The following is a 16,307-nucleotide window of genomic DNA, read 5'->3' as shown; positions in this document are numbered from 1 at the left end:
ACCTCATAGGGGTGTGCCCGGGGTCAGTCGGCGGCCGCCGGCGCCAACCAGATCGCCGAGTTGGCGGGCAACATCACCGGCGCCGACACCTCTCGGCCATGCCACGGGGTGTCGTCGGTGACGACCGAACCGAGGTTGCCCTGGCCCGAACCCTCGTACGCCGCCGAATCGGTGTTGAGCACCTCGACCCACTCACCGGCCACCGGCAGGCCCACCCGGTAGTTGCTGCGGTCGGAGCCGGAGAAGTTGAACAGGCACGCCACCACCGATCCGTCCGAGCCGTATCGGAGAAAGCTGATGACGTTGTTGGCGGTGTCGTTCGCGTCGATCCACTCATACCCTGACGGTTCGGTGTCCTTGCTGTAGAGGGCCGGGGTCGCCTTGTAGATGCGGTTGAGATCGGTGACCAGCGCCGAGATACCCGAATGCAACTCGCCCTCCCATCCGGTCATCTGCTGCCAATCCAGGCTGCGGTCCTCCGACCACTCGCCGGTCTGGCCGAACTCCTGTCCCATGAACAGCAGTTGTTTACCGGGATGCGACCACTGGTAGGCCAGGAACACGCGCACACCGGCGGCCTTGGTGAACGAATTCCCCGGCATCCGGCTCCACAGCGTGCCCTTGCCGTGGACCACTTCGTCGTGCGACAGCGGCAGCACGAAATTCTCGCTCCACGCATACATCATCGAGAAGGTGATCTCGTGGTGATGGAAACTGCGGTGCACCTGGTCGCGTCCCAGATAGCCCAGGGTGTCGTGCATCCACCCCATGTTCCATTTCAGGCTGAACCCCAGGCCGCCGAGATCGGTCATCCGGGTCACCCCCGGCCACGCCGTCGACTCCTCGGCGATGGTGACCACACCCGGGAAGTGTTTGGCCACGGTGGCATTGGTCTCCTGGAGGAACTGCACCGCCTCGAGGTTCTCGCGTCCACCGTAGATGTTGGGTCGCCAGCCACCCGCCGGGCGCGAATAGTCGAGATACAGCATCGATGCGACCGCATCCACCCGCAGGCCGTCGATGTGGAACTCGGCGAACCAGAACAGGGCGTTGGCCACCAGGAAGTTGCGGACCTCGTACCGCCCGAAGTCGAAAATCAAGGTGCCCCAGTCGAGTTGCTCACCCCGCATGGGGTCGGCGTTCTCGTAGAGGGCGGTGCCGTCGAACCGCGCGAGGGCCCACTCGTCCTTCGGGAAATGGGCCGGCACCCAGTCGACGATGACCCCGATCCCCAGCGAGTGCAGATGATCCACCAGGTAGCGGAAATCGTCGGGCGTACCGAATCGGGCGGTCGGCGCATAGTACGAGGTGACCTGATAGCCCCACGAACCGCCGAAGGGATGCTCGGCGACCGGGAGGAACTCGACGTGGGTGAAGCCCTTCTCGATCAGATAGTCACCGAGCTGATCGGCGAGCTCGCGGTAACTCAGACCCTCACGCCAGGAGGCGAGATGCACCTCGTACACGCTCATCGGTTCGCTGTTCGGTGACGACGCCGCGCGCCGGGCGATCCACTCGTCGTCGGTCCACGTGTGGTACGACCGGGTCACCACCGAGGCGGTCGCGGGCGGCACGTTGGTGCCCTGTGCCATCGGGTCGGCCTTCTCCCGGATCACCCCGTCGGCGCCGTGAATCCGGAACTTGTACTGGGTGCCCTCACCGACGTCGGGCAGGAAGACCTCCCAGATACCGCTGCTGCCCAGCGATCTCATCGGCGCGGTGCGTCCGGTCCAGTCGAAGTCGCCGATCACGGCGATACCGTGCGCGTTGGGCGCCCAGACGGTGAACGCGGTTCCGGTCACCTCGCCGTCGGGCGTCGTGTACGACGCGTGCCGGGCCCCGAGGATCGTCCACAGTTCCTCGTGCCGGCCCTCACCGAACAGATAGGTGTCGGTCTCGCCGATGCTGGGCAGAAAACGGTATCCGTCGGCGACGACGAACTGGTTCGTGCCGCCCGCGCCGTCGGGGTAGTCGATGCGATACCGGTAGTCGATGAGGCCCTCGATCGGCACCGCCACCACGAACAGGTCATCGGTCTGTGCCGTCATCGGGTATTCGACACCACCGATGATCGCGGTCACCGACTCCGCGTTCGGCCGCAACGTGCGCAGGATGGTGAATCCGGTGCCCGTGTCGTGGGCGCCGAGGAACGCATGCGGATCCGGGTGCGTCAGCGTGTCGAGTCGGTTCAGATCGTGATCGGAGGCGAACGGGTCGGGCAGGCCGCAGGCGGGGGAGGCGTTGGTACCCGTCGCCGGTTCGGTGGTGGGGGTGTCCGGGTCTTCCGGGGTGTGGGTCACGGTGTCCTCATCGAATCCGGTAGGAGAGTTGTTCTGCGGCAGCATGATCGAGCGGTGGCAAGGCGAGGATGTGGGCGACCGCCCGGGACGGGACGAGTTGGACGAAGTTGGCCTGCCCCCAGGTGTACTCGTCGCCGGTGACCTCGTCGCGGACGTGGAAATGGTCCTGCCAGTCGAAGCCGAGAGCGGGCATGTCCAGCCACAGGGTGGACGACTCGGTGCCGAACGGATTGAGGTTGACCACCACCAGAACGCGATCACCCGAGACGGCATCGATCTTCGAGTAGGCGATCAGTGCCGGGTTGTCGACGTTGTGGAAGGTGATGTTGCGCAACTGCTGCAGGGCCGGATGCCGACGGCGGATCGCGTTGAGTGAGGTGATCCACGGTTCCAGCGACTCACCGCGCGACGAGGCCGCCTTGAAGTCGCGGGGGCGCAGTTGATACTTCTCCGAGTCGAGGTACTCCTCGCTGCCCTCGCGGACCGCCCGGTGCTCATAGAGTTCATACCCGGAATAGACGCCCCAGGTGGGTGCCATCGTCGCCGCGAGCGCGGCACGCAACGCGAACATGCCGGGACCACCGTGCTGCAGGCTCTCGTGCAGGATGTCGGGGGTGTTCACGAACAGGTTGGGACGCGCCTCGTCGGCACGTGCGGCCTGCTCGCGGCCGAATTCCTCGAGCTCCCACTTGGCGGTCTTCCAGGTGAAGTACGTGTAGGACTGCGTGAAGCCGAGACGGCCCAGACCGTAGAGGCGGGCCGGTCGGGTGAACGCCTCGGCCAGGAAGAGTACCTCGGGGTGGCGTTTCTTCACCTCGATGATCAGCCATTCCCAGAAGTTCGGCGGTTTGGTGTGCGGATTGTCGACGCGGAAGATCTTGACCCCCAAGGAAATCCAGTGCAGCGTCACCCGCAGGATGGCACCGTAGATCCCGGCGCGATCATTGTCGAAGTTGAGCGGATAGATGTCCTGATACTTCTTAGGCGGATTCTCCGCATAGGCGATCGTGCCGTCCGGGAGGACGGTGAACCAGTCGGGATGCTCGATCGCCCACGGATGATCGGGCGCACACTGCAACGCCAGGTCGAGTGCGATCTCCATGCCCAGTTCGTGGGCACGTCCGATGAAGTAGGTGAAGTCGTCGGTGGAGCCGAGTTGTGGGTGGATCGCATCGTGGCCGCCGTCGGCGGAGCCGATTGCCCACGGCGAACCCACGTCCTCGGGACCGGCGATCAGAGTGTTGTTGGGGCCCTTGCGATTCACGTGGCCGATCGGGTGGATCGGCGGCAGATAGACGACGTCGAAACCCATGTCCGCGATCCGCGGCAGATCCTGCGCGGCGGTCAGAAACGTGCCGTGGACCGGGTTGCCCTCGTTGTCCCAGCCGCCCGTCGACCGCGGGAACATCTCGTACCACGAACCGAACAGGGCGCGTCGACGATCGACCCAGACGCGGTGGTTGCGACTCTTGGTGACCATTTCGCGCACCGGATTCCGGTGCAGGAGCGTCGCGACCTTCTCCGACAGCGCCGGGCGCACCCGGGCCGCGATCTGCGGTTCGTCCGAGCGCAACATCCAGATCGCCTCTTCGAGGTGAACGCGATCCGACGGTGGGAGCTGATCGTGGGCGACGTCGAGAATCCGGGCGCCGATCTCCAGATCGTTGGCCAGATCGACGGTGCCCTGGCCGGCCTCGATCTTCTTGACGATGCCGGACTTCCAGGTGGTGAAGGGGTCGCTCCACGCCTCGATACGAAACGTCCAGAAGCCCTCGAGATCGGGGACGAATGCCGCGTTGAACTGATCCGGTTCGATCGACGGCGTCATCCGAACCTCGAAGATGCGTCGTCTCGGTCCTTCGATCCGCAGGGTGGCGCCGAGGGCGTCGTGCCCTTCGCGCCACGCCGTGGCGCTGACCGGAACCAATTCGCCCACAACGGCTTTGCCCGGATTCGCGCCTGCCGATACGAGTGGTTGGATGTCGTCGATGCCCATCCGGCCGATCACTCGCGGCTCCCTTCTCACGCAGGCCGCGACTCCGGCCGGATGCGTCGTTGCTGTTGAACACCGTGTTGGGCGCGCCCACCGGCGACCGCGCCTGAACTCATTGTGACGTGGTTGCGGGCCGTGCGTCCGGAGATCAGCGTACGGGCACCGCGGTCAGCCTGCCGAGTGCCGAACGCACCACCGCCGGATCGGTGGTCCGCCAGAACGGCGGCAGGGATGCGGCCAGGTATCCGCCGTAGCCCGCGGTGGCCAGACGCGAGTCGAGCACCGCGACCACACCCCGGTCGTCCACCGATCGCAGCAGCCGGCCGGCGCCCTGGGCGAGGAGCAGTGCGGCATGGTTGGCGGCGACCGAGAGGAAGCCGTTGCCACCGCGGGCGTCGACGGCGCGTTGCCGCGCGGTCGACAACGGGTCGTCGGGCCGCGGGAAGGGGATGCGGTCGATGAGCACCAGACTCAGCGACGGGCCCGGGACATCGACCCCCTGCCATAGTGACAGCGTCCCGAACAGGCAGGTCGCCGGATCCTCGGCGAAACGCCGCACCAGCGTCGAGGTGGTGTCGTCACCCTGACACAGGATCGGCACCGAGCAGCGGTCGGTCATGGCGTCGGCGGCCTCGCGGGCGGCGCGCATCGACGAGAACAGTCCGAGGGTGCGTCCACCGGCGGCGGTGATGAGCTGCTCCATCTCGTCCAGGGTCCGCGGGGCGAGCCCGTCACGCCCGGGTCGAGGCAGATGCCGGGCGACGTAGAGGATCGCCGAACGCGGATAGTCGAACGGTGAACCGGCGTCCATCCCGGTCCATCGCACCGGCCCGGAATCCGATGGCGCCGTCTTCCCGGTGGCGGTGACCTCCCGCGCCGAACCGGTCGATGCCCCGCCGTTGATGTTGCCGGCGTCGATCTTGCCTGCGTCGATCTTTCCTGCGTCGATGTCGTCGGCGGCCGGGGTGTCGGCGCCGCGCCCGGCCGCCGGCAGTCCCCAGGTGGCGGCGAGGGCGTCGAAGGAACCGCCGATCGTCAGGGTCGCCGACGTCAGGATCACGGTCGCGGTGCTGAACAGCGTGGCCCGCAGCAGACCACCCACCGACAGCGGGGCGATGTGCAGCACCGGACGTGTCGTCGCCGACGCTCCCCGTCCGACCCGTTCGGCCGCGACCCACACCACGTCGCGCCGCTTGGCCACGTCGGGTTCGCCGAAGGTGTCGAGCAGGCGGACGATGGTGTCGTGCAAGTCGTCGAGGCCGGTCAGGGCCGCCGACCGCGCGGCGGCGTCCTCACCGCTCATCCCGGTGCCGCGCACCGGCCCGATCGCCGAGCGGGCTGCCCACAGGCGGTCCCGCAACGCGGTCAGCATGGTGCCCGCCGACACCGGCAGTCGCGTCCACTCACCCGGCGGACACTCCTCGAGCAGCGCACCGACCTGGTCGCCGGCGCCGAGCAGTGCGTCGGTGGTCTCCTCGTCGATGAGTTTGCCGACGCGGCGCGACAGGTTGGCCACGGCCGCCGCCGACACCTCGGCGGTGCTGACGGCGGTGATCCGGTCGACGAGCTCGTGCGCCTCGTCGACGATCACGACGTCGTGTTCGGGCAGGATGTTGGCCGGGCTCATCGCATTGATGGCGAGCATCGCGTGATTGGTCACCACGACGTCGACCTGGCCGCTGGCGCGCCGCGCGCGTTCGGCGAAGCAGTCCTCGGCATACGAGCAGTTCGCGGCCCCCAGGCATTCGCGAGCCGACACACTCACCTGCCGCCATGAGCGGTCGGAGACCCCGGGGGTCAGGTCGTCGCGGTCACCGGTCTCGGTGTCGGAGGTCCATTCCCGCAGCCGGGTCACCTCGCGGCCGGTCCGCGACAGTTCGAACGCGTCGAACAGTTCGGTGTCCGGCTCCTCGACGGTGCCCGCGTGAATCTTGTGCAGGCACAGATAGTTGGCGCGGCCCTTGAGGATCGCGAAGGTGGGCCGCCGGCCGAGCGGACCGGCCAGCGCGTCGGCCAGTCGCGGCAGGTCGCGTTCGACGAGTTGGCGTTGCAGCGCGATCGTGGCGGTCGAGACGATGACGGTGTGCCCGCTGGCGACGGCATGACGGATCGCCGGGACCAGATAGGCCAGGGATTTGCCGGTGCCGGTGCCGGCCTGCACCGCCAGGTGTTCACCGACGTCGATGGCGTGATCGACGGCGGTGGCCATCCGCACCTGCCCGTCGCGTCGGGCACCGGACACGGCGGTGACGGCGGCGTCGAGAAGATCGGTCACCGAGGGGAGTTCAGGCATGAGTGAGTCTGTCAGGTGTGTCGCGGCGGTGGACGTCGATGACGGCGGGCTGTGGATGGATGATCAGGATCGGGCGCCACCGTAGAGCAGGTCGCCGGACACCTCGACGCCCGCCGCCCGCATCTCCGCGAGCGCGGCGGCCGCCGTGTCGGCGGCCACCGCGGCGGTGAAGTTCAGCAGCACTCGGGTGCGCAAACCGGCCTTCGCGGCGTCGAGGGCGGTCGCCCGGACACAGTGATCGGTCGCGATCCCGACCACATCGACGGACTGGATGCCCTTGTCGCGCAACCAGTGTTCCAAGGTCACGCCGTCGTCGTCGGCGCCCTCGAAGCCGGAGTAGGCGGCCGAGTACTCGCCCTTGGAGAAGACGTCGGCGACCGTCGAGGTGTCCAGGCCGGGGGAGAAGGCGACGCCGTCGGTGCCGACGCGGCAATGCGGTGGCCACGAGTCGACGAAGTCGGGTTTCTCGGAGAAGTGCGAGCCCGGATCGATGTGGTAGTCGCGGGTGGCCACCACCGTCGAGTACTCGCCGAGGATGGTGTTGATCGCCTGGGCGACGGCGTTGCCACCGGCCACGCCCAGTGCGCCACCCTCGCAGAAATCGTTCTGGACGTCGACGATGATGAGGGCGTCGGCGGCGGTGTCGGAGGTCGGGCTGGACATGGCTCTCCTCGGGGCTGGAGGTCGGACGTCGGACGGAGCTCACACGCGAGTGTGGCTCACCCGGGCGGCGTGGGGAGGACGAAACGGGTCGGGACGGCCGGATCGCCGTGGGACAACCCGAGACCCTCCCAGGGCAGACTCACCAGGCCCCGCGCGAGATGGTCGCGGGAATCGGTCAGCGTCGGCAGCTCGTCGACCGGCTTGCCGTCGCGGACCAAGGGGATCTGCAGATCCCGTGGTACCAGTCCGGGGGCGGCGGGAGCGGGTGTGCCGGTGCGATAGACGAGTTCCTCCACGATCGTCCCGCTGGGCCGGGCGATCCGGATCGCCGTCTTGGCACCGCCCTGCGATTCCTTGTGGCTGGACCGTTTGGCCACCGGGATGCCGTCGACCTCGACGAGTTTGTAGACCATGCCGGCCGTCGGTGCGCCGGAACCGGTGACCAGCGACGTGCCGACGCCGTAGATGTCGACGGGCTCGGCCCGCAGCGACGCGATGGCGTACTCGTCGAGGTCACCGGACACGACGATCTTGGTCTTCGTCGCGCCGAGCGAGTCCAGTTGCGCGCGGACCTGGCGGGCCAGGACACCGAGGTCGCCGGAATCGATGCGGACCGCGCCGAGTTCGGGACCGGCGACGGCGATCGCATTGGCGACGCCCTGGGTGATGTCGTAGGTGTCCACCAGCAGGGTGGTGCCGACGCCGAGCGCCTCGATCTGGGCGGCGAACGCGGCCTTCTCGTCGGGTCCGTCGGGGCCGGAGAATCCGAGGGTGAAGGCGTGCGCCGCCGTGCCGGCGCTGGGCACGCCGTAGGTCCGTGCCGCCTCGAGATTCGACGTCGCCGACAGGCCGGCGATGTAGGCGGCGCGGGCCGAGGACACCGCGGCTCGTTCATGGGTGCGCCGGGATCCCATCTCGATGATCGGCCGGCTGCCTGCCGCGCTCACCATGCGCGCCGCCGCGGAGGCGATCGCACTGTCGTGGTTGAGGATCGACAGGATCAGGGTCTCGAGGAGCACTCCCTCGACGAAGCTCGCGCGGACGGTGAGGATCGGCGAGCCCGGGAAGTACAGCTCGCCCTCGCGGTAGCCGTCGATGTCGCCGGAGAACCGGTAGTCGCGCAGCCAGGCGACGGTGTCGGCGTCGCAGAACTTCTCGATGACCGCGATCTCGTCGTCGCCGAACCGGAAGCGGGCGAGTTCGTCGAGGACGCGACCGGTGCCTGCGACGACACCGAACCGGCGGCCGTCGGGCAGACGCCTGGCGAACACCTCGAAGACACATTGTCGATGGGCGATCGGCTGGCGCAGCGCAGCCGAGACCATGGTGACCTCGTAGTGATCGGTCAGCAGGGCGGTGTTGTCCACGGTGGTGATCCCTTACCCTTGGAGGTATGGCGCCTGACGTATTGCGTGCGCACGAGGCTACTCCGGGTGGTGCGGCGGTCGCGGAACCGACCGTCGCCGAGAACGTCGCCGATCTCGACCGGCCCTGGATGACGATCGTCTGGGACGATCCGGTCAACCTGATGCGCTATGTGACCTTCGTGTTCCAGAAGATCTTCGGCTACTCAGAATCCCGGGCCAATCAACTGATGATGCAGGTGCACACCGAGGGCAAGGCCGTGGTGTCCAGCGGGGATCGCGACAAGGTCGAGTCCGACGTCCGGAAGCTGCATGCGGCCGGCCTGTGGGCCACGATGCAGCGCGACTGCTGAGCGCGGCCGGGATCACACGTGCGCACCTGGAAACGTCAGGGTCGTGGTTCGCGTATGCGGATCTGTTCCAACCTCGACCGCAACGAGGTCGAGCTGCTCACCTCGATGGTCTCGTCGATGATCGATCTCCTGCATGAGCGGGAGTCGAGCGCACCGACCGACGATCTCGCGGAGCTCACCGGAATCCGGACCGGGCATTCCGCGCCGCCGGGCGATGTGACCCTGGGCCGGTTGCTGCCGGACTTTCATCGGCCCGATCAGGAACGCGAACTGGCCGCCGACATGGTCAACGGCGATCTCAACGCGGCGCTGCGCAGCATCAACGAACCCAAGATCATCGACGCGAAGATGGCCGCGGCCAAGACCCTGCTCGATTCGCTCCCGCCCGGCGGTGGCGACATCGCACTGACCGAGGCGCAGGCGCTGGACTGGCTGACCGCACTCAACGACGTGCGACTCGCGCTCGGCGCGATGCTGGGGATCTCCGAGGACACCCCGGATCAGTTGCCCGAGGGCCATCCGCACGCCGCGCATCTCGACGTCTACCACTGGCTCACGGTGATGCAGGAACTCCTGGTGGAGTCGTTGATGTGAGTGCCGCGGCCCCTGCCGGTGGCCCCGGCGACGTGCCGGTGAGCCGTCGGGGAGATCGCCTCACCGACGTCGCCGGGATCACCGTCGGCCATCATCATCGCCTCGACGACGACGTCGTCGTCGGCGGAGATCGGCCCGGCGATCGGCCCGGGTCGGGCTGGGCCACCGGGACCACGGTCGTCCGCATCGCCGGTCCGGACCCGCGGGCCGCGGTGGACGTGCGTGGTGGTGGGCCGGGGACGCGTGAGACCGACCTGCTCGACCCGTCCAACACGGTGACCGTCGCCCACGCGATCGTGCTGACCGGCGGCAGCGCCTACGGGCTCGCCGCCGCCGACGGCGTGATGGCCGAGCTGGAACGTGCCGGTGTCGGACTGCCGATGGACATCCACGGCCACGTCGTGCCGATCGTGCCGGCGGCGGTGATCTTCGATCTCCCGGTGGGCGGCTGGGATCGTCGTCCCGACGCGGGATTCGGCGCGGCCGCGACACGCGCGGCGGCGCAGGGCTTCGCGATCGGAAGTGTCGGAGCCGGAACCGGCGCCCGCGCCGGCGGCCTGAAGGGTGGTGTGGGTACCGCGAGCCGGGTCATCGACGCGGGCCCGGCGGCCGGCGTGACGGTCGGTGCGCTGATCGTGGCCAATCCGGTCGGGACGGTGATCGATCCGGCAACGGGATTGCCGTGGGGCATCGGCGTCGCCGATCTCGAGCGGTTCGGTCTGCGGCAACCGACTCCGGCGGACATCGGTGCGGTGGCCGACATCGCCTCCAAGGCAACGGTTCTCAACACGACGATCGGCGTGGTGGCCACCGATGCGGCACTGAGCCCGGCGTCTCTGCGACGGATGGCGGTGGCCGCGCACGACGGCCTGGCCCGCGCGATCGTGCCGGTGCATTCACCGCTGGACGGCGACACCATCTTCGCGGTGTCCACCGGGGCCCGCCCGGTGGAACCGTCGCCGCTCATCCCGCCGGGGATGAACCCCGAGGCCGCCGTGCTCACCCAGGTCGCCCAGGTGGCGGCGGAGGTGACGCGCGATGCGGTCTGGCAGGCGGTGATCGCCGCGCGGCCGGTGGCCGGCATTCCCGCCTACGCAGACGTGGTGCCGTCGGCATTGCGCTGACGGCACCACGAGTGCTGGATGGGTCGGGGAGTGTCAGTCGTGCCCGGTGGTGCACACCCAGGTGTAGATCTCCCCGCCGCCCGCGGCGTAGAGCGCGTTGGACTGGGCGGTGTAGAGGCTCGAGCCGCGTCCGTAGCCCCAGTAGTCCGGCGACGAGGCGACCGCGCCGCAGCCGTTGACGAAGTCGACGACGACCTTGCAGCCGTACCCGCACGCGCCGAGCGCAGCGGCGTCGGCCTCGGCGTAGGAGTCGTAATCCCAGGCGCGGCCGACGGTGCCGTCGGAGATGTTCAGCGCGATGGCGCCGTAGTAGTTGCCGTACGCGTGGGCCGGTGCGGTCTCCAGCGCGGCGGGGGCGACGACGGCCGCACCCACCGCGCCCACTGCGGCCGCAGCGGCGACGAAGCGCTTGCGAATGGTCATGGCTTTCTGCCTTTCGTGGGTGGGTGTCAGGCCGGCACGCGGGAGGCGTCGGCCGGGTTCGGCGGTGTCGAGGCGCTCGGCGTCACGATCTGCGACGGCTTGCTCACTTCGACGGTGTCATTCCACTTCGACAGCGTGATCGTCATCGACGAGTTGGGGACCGGCGTGATGGCCACCCGGGCGAGCTGATTGTCGGCGGTGATCCACACGGTGATCGGGACCTGCGCATTCTGATTGGCGGTCACGTTGACCCCGGTCAGCGGTGCCAGGGTCATCGCCGCGACGGTGCCGGTGACCTGGGTGGCCTGCACCCCGTCGACCTCGGCCGCACCGGTCTTGGTCGGGTTCTGGATCTGCCGGAGAAGATTCGCCAGCCCCTTGTCCGGATCCAGTACCACCGACACGTCGTAGATGGACCGGCCATCGCCGTAGTCCACGAATCCCTCATCACCGATATCGGCGTAGAGATGCTCGTCGACGTAGACGAACGGGGCCTTCACCTCGGTGGTACCGAGCAGCACGGTCGCGGTGCCCTTGGCCGCCATCTGCGGCTTGGTGGTGACGTCGGCCTCGACCGCCTTGGCGGTCAGATTGGGGATGGTCCCGGTCACCACCAGGTTCAGGTGGGCGCCGGTCAGGGCGGCGGTCGAGTCGGCGGCGGCACTGACCAACGCGGCCGGATCGGTGATCGTCGAGGTGGCCGTCGTCGAACCCGACGAACCACTCTCGGAGCCCGACGAACATCCGGTCAGGGCGAGGGCGGCGGCGATACCCGCCGCGACGGCTGCAGTGGCAACACGCTGGGCACGTTGCATGAAATGGCACTCCTTTTCTGTGGTCCCCGAGGCCGGTGGTCGATGTGAGAATCCGGCACCGCAGATCGAGGTAGGCACACGCTACAACGGGCCCCTGCAGGTCAACCCCCTTTGTGGATCGGATGGATGACATGCGTTCGGAGGACGGGTCGGCGAGGTGATCGGAACGGGTGATCGACTCACGCGGTGACGTCGAGAGGCCGTCGATTCGTGGTCGCACGGAATAGCCCGGTCGCCGGCGTCGTTGATGTCCGGCGGACATTGCCTGCCCGCCGGGGCGGGCCCGGAGGATCGCGGCGGAGGACGAGTCGGTGTTGAGGATCGGTCGGGACCTGGTGGATCAGATGATCGCGCACGCGCGCGCCGATCACCCCGACGAGGCGTGCGGCGTCATCGCCGGCCCCGAGGGTTCCGACGACCCGCAGCGGTTCATCCCCATGGTCAACGCGGAGCGCTCGCCCACCTTCTACCGATTCGATTCGCTCGAACAGCTCAAGGTGTGGCGCGAGATGGACCGCAATGACGAGGAACCGGTGGTCATCTACCACTCACACACCGCGACCGAGGCATATCCCAGCCGCACCGACATCTCCTACGCGAGTGAACCGAACGCCCACTACGTCCTGGTGTCCACCCGGGAGCCCGATACCGCGCAGGTGCGCAGTTACCGGATTCTCGACGGGGTGGTCACCGAAGAAGAGATCGAGATCAGGAGCTGAAGAACATCATGGCCGTCACCGTTTCCATCCCCACGATCCTGCGTACCCACACCGGTGGTGAAAAGCGGGTTGACACAAGCGGATCCACCTTGTCGGAGGTGTTCGACAATCTGGAGTCGGCCAACCCCGGCATCCGCGACCGTCTCGTCGCCGACGGCAAGCTGCACCGTTTCGTCAACGTCTACGTCAACGACGAGGACGTCCGTTTCTCCGGCGGACTCGACACGTCGATCGACGACGGCGACGAGGTGACCATCCTGCCCGCGGTCGCCGGCGGAGCCGGAGTGCGGTTTCCGGCCGGCGGAGCACGCTGAGGCGTGGCGCGCTACGAGTCGCTGATCGCCTCGGTCGGCAACACCCCGCTCATCGGTCTGCAACGGCTCTCGCCCCGGTGGCACGACTCCGACGACGGCCCGCATGTGCGATTGTGGGCCAAACTCGAGGACCGCAATCCCACCGGTTCCATCAAGGACCGTCCGGCGTTGCGCATGATCGAGCAGGCCGAACGCGACGGTGTGCTGACGCCGGGCGCGACGATCCTGGAGCCGACGAGCGGAAACACCGGGATCTCGCTGGCGATGGCAGCGAAGCTCAAGGGCTATCAGCTGATCTGCGTGATGCCGGAGAACACCTCGGGGGAACGTCGATCACTGCTGCGGATGTACGGTGCGCAGGTCATCTCCTCGCCCGCCGCGGGTGGTTCGGACACCGCGGTCCGGGTGGCCAAGGAACTCGCGGCCGACCACGACGACTGGGTGATGCTCTACCAGTACGGCAACGAGGCCAATTGGCTCGCGCACTACGAGGGCACCGGTCCGGAACTGTTCGCCGATCTGCCCGAGATCACCCACTTCGTCGCCGGTCTGGGAACCACCGGAACCCTCATGGGGGTGGGGCGGTATCTGCGTGAGCGGGTGCCGGGCGTGCAGATCGTGGCGGCCGAACCCCGCTACGGGGACGAGGTCTACGGCCTGCGCAACATCGACGAGGGCTTCGTCCCGGAGTTGTACGACGACACGGTGCTGACGCGTCGGTTCTCGGTGCAGGGTGTCGACGCGGTGGCGCGGGTGCGCGAACTCATCGACACCGAGGGGATCTTCGCGGGCGTCTCCACCGGCGCGATCCTGCAGGCGGCGCGCGGCGTCGCACGGCAGGCCATCAAGAAGGGCGAACGCGCCGACATCGGGTTCGTCGTCCCCGACGCGGGATGGAAGTATCTGTCGACCGGGGCGTACGACGGTAGCCTGGAGGAGGCCGAACAGGCCCTCGAGGGGCAACTCTGGGCGTGAGTCCTGTGATGGCCGCCCGCAATCGGTGAATGAGGAGGACATGACCGTCACACCGCCGACCGCGACCCCACGCGCAGGCCGACCGCTGTGGCAGCGATCGGCCATCGTCATGGCGGCCATCGTGGCCCTGCTGGTGGTCATCGAGGCCATCGACGCGGCCACCCGCTATCAACTCGATGATGCGGGTATCGAGCCGCGGCAGATCGACGGTCTCGACGGCATCCTGTGGGCCCCGTTCCTGCACGCCGATTGGGAACACCTGTGGGCCAACCTCATTCCGGGCATCGTGCTCGGCTTCCTGGTGCTGATGACTCGGCGGTTCCTGATCGTGACGGCCATCGTGTGGGTGATCTCGGGACTCGGGGTGTGGCTGATCGCGCCGCCGTACACGATCACCGTCGGTGCGTCGGGGATCATCTTCGGCTGGCTGACCTTCCTGCTCGTGCGCGGCCTGTTCAACCGGGACTTCTGGCAGGTGTTGCTGGGTATCGGTCTCTTCCTCGTCTACGGCTCGGTGCTGTGGGGAGTGTTCCCCGGCACGTTCGGGGTGTCCTGGCAGGGGCATCTGTTCGGGGCCATCGGCGGTGTGGTGGCCGCCTGGTACCTCGCCGACCGTGACCGCCGACGCCCGAATCGTGGTGCCGGGACCACACCGGGGGTGACGTCATAACCGCATCATCGACGCCCGACGCTCCGATCGGCATCTTCGATTCCGGCGTCGGCGGGCTCACCGTCGCCCGCGCGATCATCGACCTGCTGCCCGACGAGGACATCGTTTACATCGGGGACACCGCCAACGGCCCGTACGGTCCGCAGACCATTCCGCAGATCCGCAAACACGCTCTCGCGATCGGCGACGACCTCGCTGAGCGCGGCGTCAAGGCCATCGTCATCGCGTGCAACACCGCGTCGGCGGCGTGCCTGCGTGACGCCCGGGAACGCTATGCCCCGATCCCCGTCGTCGAGGTCGTGCTTCCCGCGGTACGACGTGCGGTGGTGGCCACCAAGACCGGGCGGATCGGGGTGATCGGCACCGAGGCCACGATCGCCTCGCGTGCGTATCAGGATTCGTTCGCCGCGGCCCGCGACGCGCAGATCACCGCGGTCGCCTGTCCGAGATTCGTCGACTTCGTCGAACGCGGCATCACCAGTGGGCGACAGATCCTCGGTCTGGCCCAGGGATATCTGGAACCGCTGCAGGAGGCCGACGTCGACACCGTCGTCCTGGGGTGTACGCACTATCCGCTGTTGTCCGGGGTGATCCAGTTGGCGATGGGTGACGAGGTCACGCTGGTGTCGAGTGCGGAGGAGACGGCCAAGGATTTGTTCCGGGTCCTGACCGAGGGTGACATGCTGCACCCGCATTCCGATCGCGAGGCCGAGCGGGTCTTCCAGGCGACCGGTGATCCCGAATCGTTCGCCAAGTTGTCCAGCCGTTTCCTCGGTCCCACCATCGGGGCGGTGGCTCGCATCTGAGGAATGTCGACACCGATTCGCCGGCCCGCAACCGACTTGTGCCCGATACCTGATCACCATGCCATGCGCGCATGGCATGGTAGGAACATGCGTCTCACGGTCCTCGGGTGCTCGGGAAGTGTGGGCGGGCCGGGGGCGGCCTGCTCGGGGTACCTGTTTGCCGCGCCGGGTGAGCAGCCGGTGCTTGTCGACTGCGGGCCCGGGGTGTTCGGTGAACTCATGAGGGTGGCCGATCCCGACAACATCGCGGTGGTGCTCAGCCACATGCACGCCGACCATTGTCTCGATCTACCCGCGATGCTGGTGTGGCGTCGCTACGCCCCACCCGGTCCCGCACCGGAGAAGGCGCCGCTGTACGGCCCGTCGGGTGTTGCGACGCGCATCGGTGCGGCGTCCTCGGAATATCCGGGCGAGATCGACGACATCAGCGACACCTTCGACGTGCACGAGTGGAGCGACGGGATGGAGATCACCCTCGGTGGCCTGCGTATTCAGGCGCTCGCGGTTGATCACCCGCCGGAGACCTATGGGATGCGGATCACCGGACCGGACGGGCATGTGGTGGCCTTCAGCGGTGACACCGGCCCGTGCGACGAACTGATCGACGTCGCCACGGACGCGGACCTGTTCCTGTGCGAGGCGTCGTGGACCCATGACCCGGCCACCCGTCCCGAACACCTGCACCTGTCGGGTATCGAGGCGGGAGAGGCCGCGACGAAGGCCAACGTGAAGACGCTCGCGATCACCCACGTCGCGCCGTGGTGTGACGCCGAAACCATTCTCGCCGAGGCCCGGAGCACGTTCTCGGGACCGGTCGAGCTGGTGCGGCAGGGCCAGATCTTCCACTTCTGAGCCGGCGCGTGGGGGGCGTCGTCGGTGTCTGCGGCGATGTCTACAGTTG

At 67.9% G+C, this 16,307-nt stretch carries 16 protein-coding genes; 9 read left to right on the top strand and 7 right to left on the bottom strand.

Going from position 1 to position 16,307, the window contains the following annotated elements:
* Nucleotides 1-23 precede the first annotated feature (23 nt).
* The 5 genes from glgB to ABLE94_RS05715 all read right to left on the bottom strand — a co-directional run bounded on the left by glgB (nt 24) and on the right by ABLE94_RS05715 (nt 8,574).
* Nucleotides 24-2,345: a 1,4-alpha-glucan branching protein GlgB gene (glgB, locus tag ABLE94_RS05735; RefSeq protein WP_348808246.1), complete on the bottom strand. Its 2,322-nt coding sequence runs from the start codon at nt 2,343-2,345 to the stop codon at nt 24-26.
* Nucleotides 2,308-4,308: an alpha-1,4-glucan--maltose-1-phosphate maltosyltransferase gene (locus ABLE94_RS05730; RefSeq protein WP_348808245.1), complete on the bottom strand. Its 2,001-nt coding sequence runs from the start codon at nt 4,306-4,308 to the stop codon at nt 2,308-2,310. The genes glgB and ABLE94_RS05730 overlap by 38 nt, the downstream gene beginning before the upstream one ends.
* Nucleotides 4,309-4,441: 133 nt before the next feature.
* The gene (locus ABLE94_RS05725) at nt 4,442-6,586 is read right to left on the bottom strand and encodes an ATP-dependent DNA helicase (RefSeq protein WP_348803250.1); all 2,145 of its coding nucleotides are present in this window, start codon (nt 6,584-6,586) and stop codon (nt 4,442-4,444) included.
* Between the two features lie 63 nt (nt 6,587-6,649).
* Nucleotides 6,650-7,249, bottom strand: a complete 600-nt coding sequence (locus ABLE94_RS05720; RefSeq protein WP_348808244.1) for an isochorismatase family protein — start codon at nt 7,247-7,249, stop codon at nt 6,650-6,652.
* Between the two features lie 56 nt (nt 7,250-7,305).
* A complete protein-coding gene (locus ABLE94_RS05715; RefSeq protein ID WP_348803894.1) occupies nt 7,306-8,574 on the bottom strand; it encodes a nicotinate phosphoribosyltransferase in 1,269 nt (422 codons plus the stop codon).
* 68 nt (nt 8,575-8,642) lie between these two features.
* Here ABLE94_RS05715 and clpS point away from each other — a divergent pair, with 68 nt between their 5' ends.
* Genes clpS through ABLE94_RS05700 form a run of 3 tightly spaced genes read left to right on the top strand, consistent with a single transcriptional unit; the run spans nt 8,643 to nt 10,684 of the window.
* Nucleotides 8,643-8,966 (top strand): ATP-dependent Clp protease adapter ClpS, encoded by a 324-nt coding sequence (gene clpS / locus ABLE94_RS05710; RefSeq protein WP_348803252.1) that lies wholly within the window; start codon nt 8,643-8,645, stop codon nt 8,964-8,966.
* 18 nt (nt 8,967-8,984) lie between these two features.
* The gene (gene aosR, locus ABLE94_RS05705; RefSeq protein WP_348808243.1) at nt 8,985-9,560 is read left to right on the top strand and encodes an oxidative stress transcriptional regulator AosR; all 576 of its coding nucleotides are present in this window, start codon (nt 8,985-8,987) and stop codon (nt 9,558-9,560) included.
* Entirely contained in the window at nt 9,557-10,684 is a 1,128-nt protein-coding gene (locus tag ABLE94_RS05700) for a P1 family peptidase (RefSeq protein ID WP_348808242.1), read from the top strand. Before aosR ends, ABLE94_RS05700 begins: the two co-directional genes overlap by 4 nt.
* 33 nt (nt 10,685-10,717) lie before the next feature.
* Here the strand turns inward: ABLE94_RS05700 and ABLE94_RS05695 are convergent, their stop codons facing one another.
* Entirely contained in the window at nt 10,718-11,107 is a 390-nt protein-coding gene (locus ABLE94_RS05695) for a DUF4189 domain-containing protein (RefSeq protein WP_348808241.1), read from the bottom strand.
* Nucleotides 11,108-11,133: 26 nt separating this feature from the next.
* Nucleotides 11,134-11,922, bottom strand: coding sequence for an LppX_LprAFG lipoprotein (locus ABLE94_RS05690; RefSeq protein ID WP_348808240.1), 789 nt, complete (start codon nt 11,920-11,922; stop codon nt 11,134-11,136).
* Nucleotides 11,923-12,233: 311 nt separating this feature from the next.
* On the opposite strand from ABLE94_RS05690, the gene ABLE94_RS05685 reads away from it, so the two are divergent.
* The 6 genes from ABLE94_RS05685 (at nt 12,234) to ABLE94_RS05660 (ending at nt 16,258) form a co-directional block, all read left to right on the top strand.
* Nucleotides 12,234-12,641: a M67 family metallopeptidase gene (locus ABLE94_RS05685; protein ID WP_348808239.1), complete on the top strand. Its 408-nt coding sequence runs from the start codon at nt 12,234-12,236 to the stop codon at nt 12,639-12,641.
* 8 nt (nt 12,642-12,649) lie between these two features.
* Complete coding sequence (locus ABLE94_RS05680; protein ID WP_348808238.1) at nt 12,650-12,955, top strand: MoaD/ThiS family protein; 306 nt, start codon at nt 12,650-12,652, stop codon at nt 12,953-12,955.
* A gap of 3 nt (nt 12,956-12,958) precedes the next feature.
* Nucleotides 12,959-13,930, top strand: coding sequence for a PLP-dependent cysteine synthase family protein (locus ABLE94_RS05675; protein WP_348808237.1), 972 nt, complete (start codon nt 12,959-12,961; stop codon nt 13,928-13,930).
* A 40-nt stretch (nt 13,931-13,970) separates the two neighbouring features.
* Nucleotides 13,971-14,600: a rhomboid family intramembrane serine protease gene (locus tag ABLE94_RS05670; RefSeq protein ID WP_348808236.1), complete on the top strand. Its 630-nt coding sequence runs from the start codon at nt 13,971-13,973 to the stop codon at nt 14,598-14,600.
* The gene (gene murI / locus ABLE94_RS05665) at nt 14,597-15,406 is read left to right on the top strand and encodes a glutamate racemase (protein WP_348808274.1); all 810 of its coding nucleotides are present in this window, start codon (nt 14,597-14,599) and stop codon (nt 15,404-15,406) included. Before ABLE94_RS05670 ends, murI begins: the two co-directional genes overlap by 4 nt.
* An 87-nt stretch (nt 15,407-15,493) precedes the next feature.
* Nucleotides 15,494-16,258 (top strand): cyclic nucleotide-degrading phosphodiesterase, encoded by a 765-nt coding sequence (locus ABLE94_RS05660; protein WP_348808235.1) that lies wholly within the window; start codon nt 15,494-15,496, stop codon nt 16,256-16,258.
* The last annotated feature ends 49 nt before the right edge of the window (nt 16,259-16,307 follow it).

The sequence above is a fragment of the Gordonia sp. VNK1 genome (assembly GCF_040049135.1).
Taxonomy (GTDB): Bacteria; Actinomycetota; Actinomycetes; order Mycobacteriales; family Mycobacteriaceae; genus Gordonia; species Gordonia oleivorans.
The sequence above is the reverse complement of the archived record's forward strand: the minus strand, read 5'-3'. Positions and strand labels throughout refer to the sequence as shown.

Coding starts and splice junctions, on each gene's coding strand:
- ABLE94_RS05720 (WP_348808244.1), bottom strand. CDS start 7,249: ATGTCCAGCCCGACCTCCGACACCGCCGCCGACGCCCTCATCATCGTC.
- clpS (WP_348803252.1), top strand. CDS start 8,643: ATGGCGCCTGACGTATTGCGTGCGCACGAGGCTACTCCGGGTGGTGCG.
- ABLE94_RS05715 (WP_348803894.1), bottom strand. CDS start 8,574: ATGGTCTCGGCTGCGCTGCGCCAGCCGATCGCCCATCGACAATGTGTC.
- ABLE94_RS05680 (WP_348808238.1), top strand. CDS start 12,650: ATGGCCGTCACCGTTTCCATCCCCACGATCCTGCGTACCCACACCGGT.
- ABLE94_RS05725 (WP_348803250.1), bottom strand. CDS start 6,586: ATGCCTGAACTCCCCTCGGTGACCGATCTTCTCGACGCCGCCGTCACC.
- ABLE94_RS05690 (WP_348808240.1), bottom strand. CDS start 11,922: ATGCAACGTGCCCAGCGTGTTGCCACTGCAGCCGTCGCGGCGGGTATC.
- ABLE94_RS05660 (WP_348808235.1), top strand. CDS start 15,494: ATGCGTCTCACGGTCCTCGGGTGCTCGGGAAGTGTGGGCGGGCCGGGG.
- ABLE94_RS05695 (WP_348808241.1), bottom strand. CDS start 11,107: ATGACCATTCGCAAGCGCTTCGTCGCCGCTGCGGCCGCAGTGGGCGCG.
- ABLE94_RS05670 (WP_348808236.1), top strand. CDS start 13,971: ATGACCGTCACACCGCCGACCGCGACCCCACGCGCAGGCCGACCGCTG.
- glgB (WP_348808246.1), bottom strand. CDS start 2,345: ATGCTGCCGCAGAACAACTCTCCTACCGGATTCGATGAGGACACCGTG.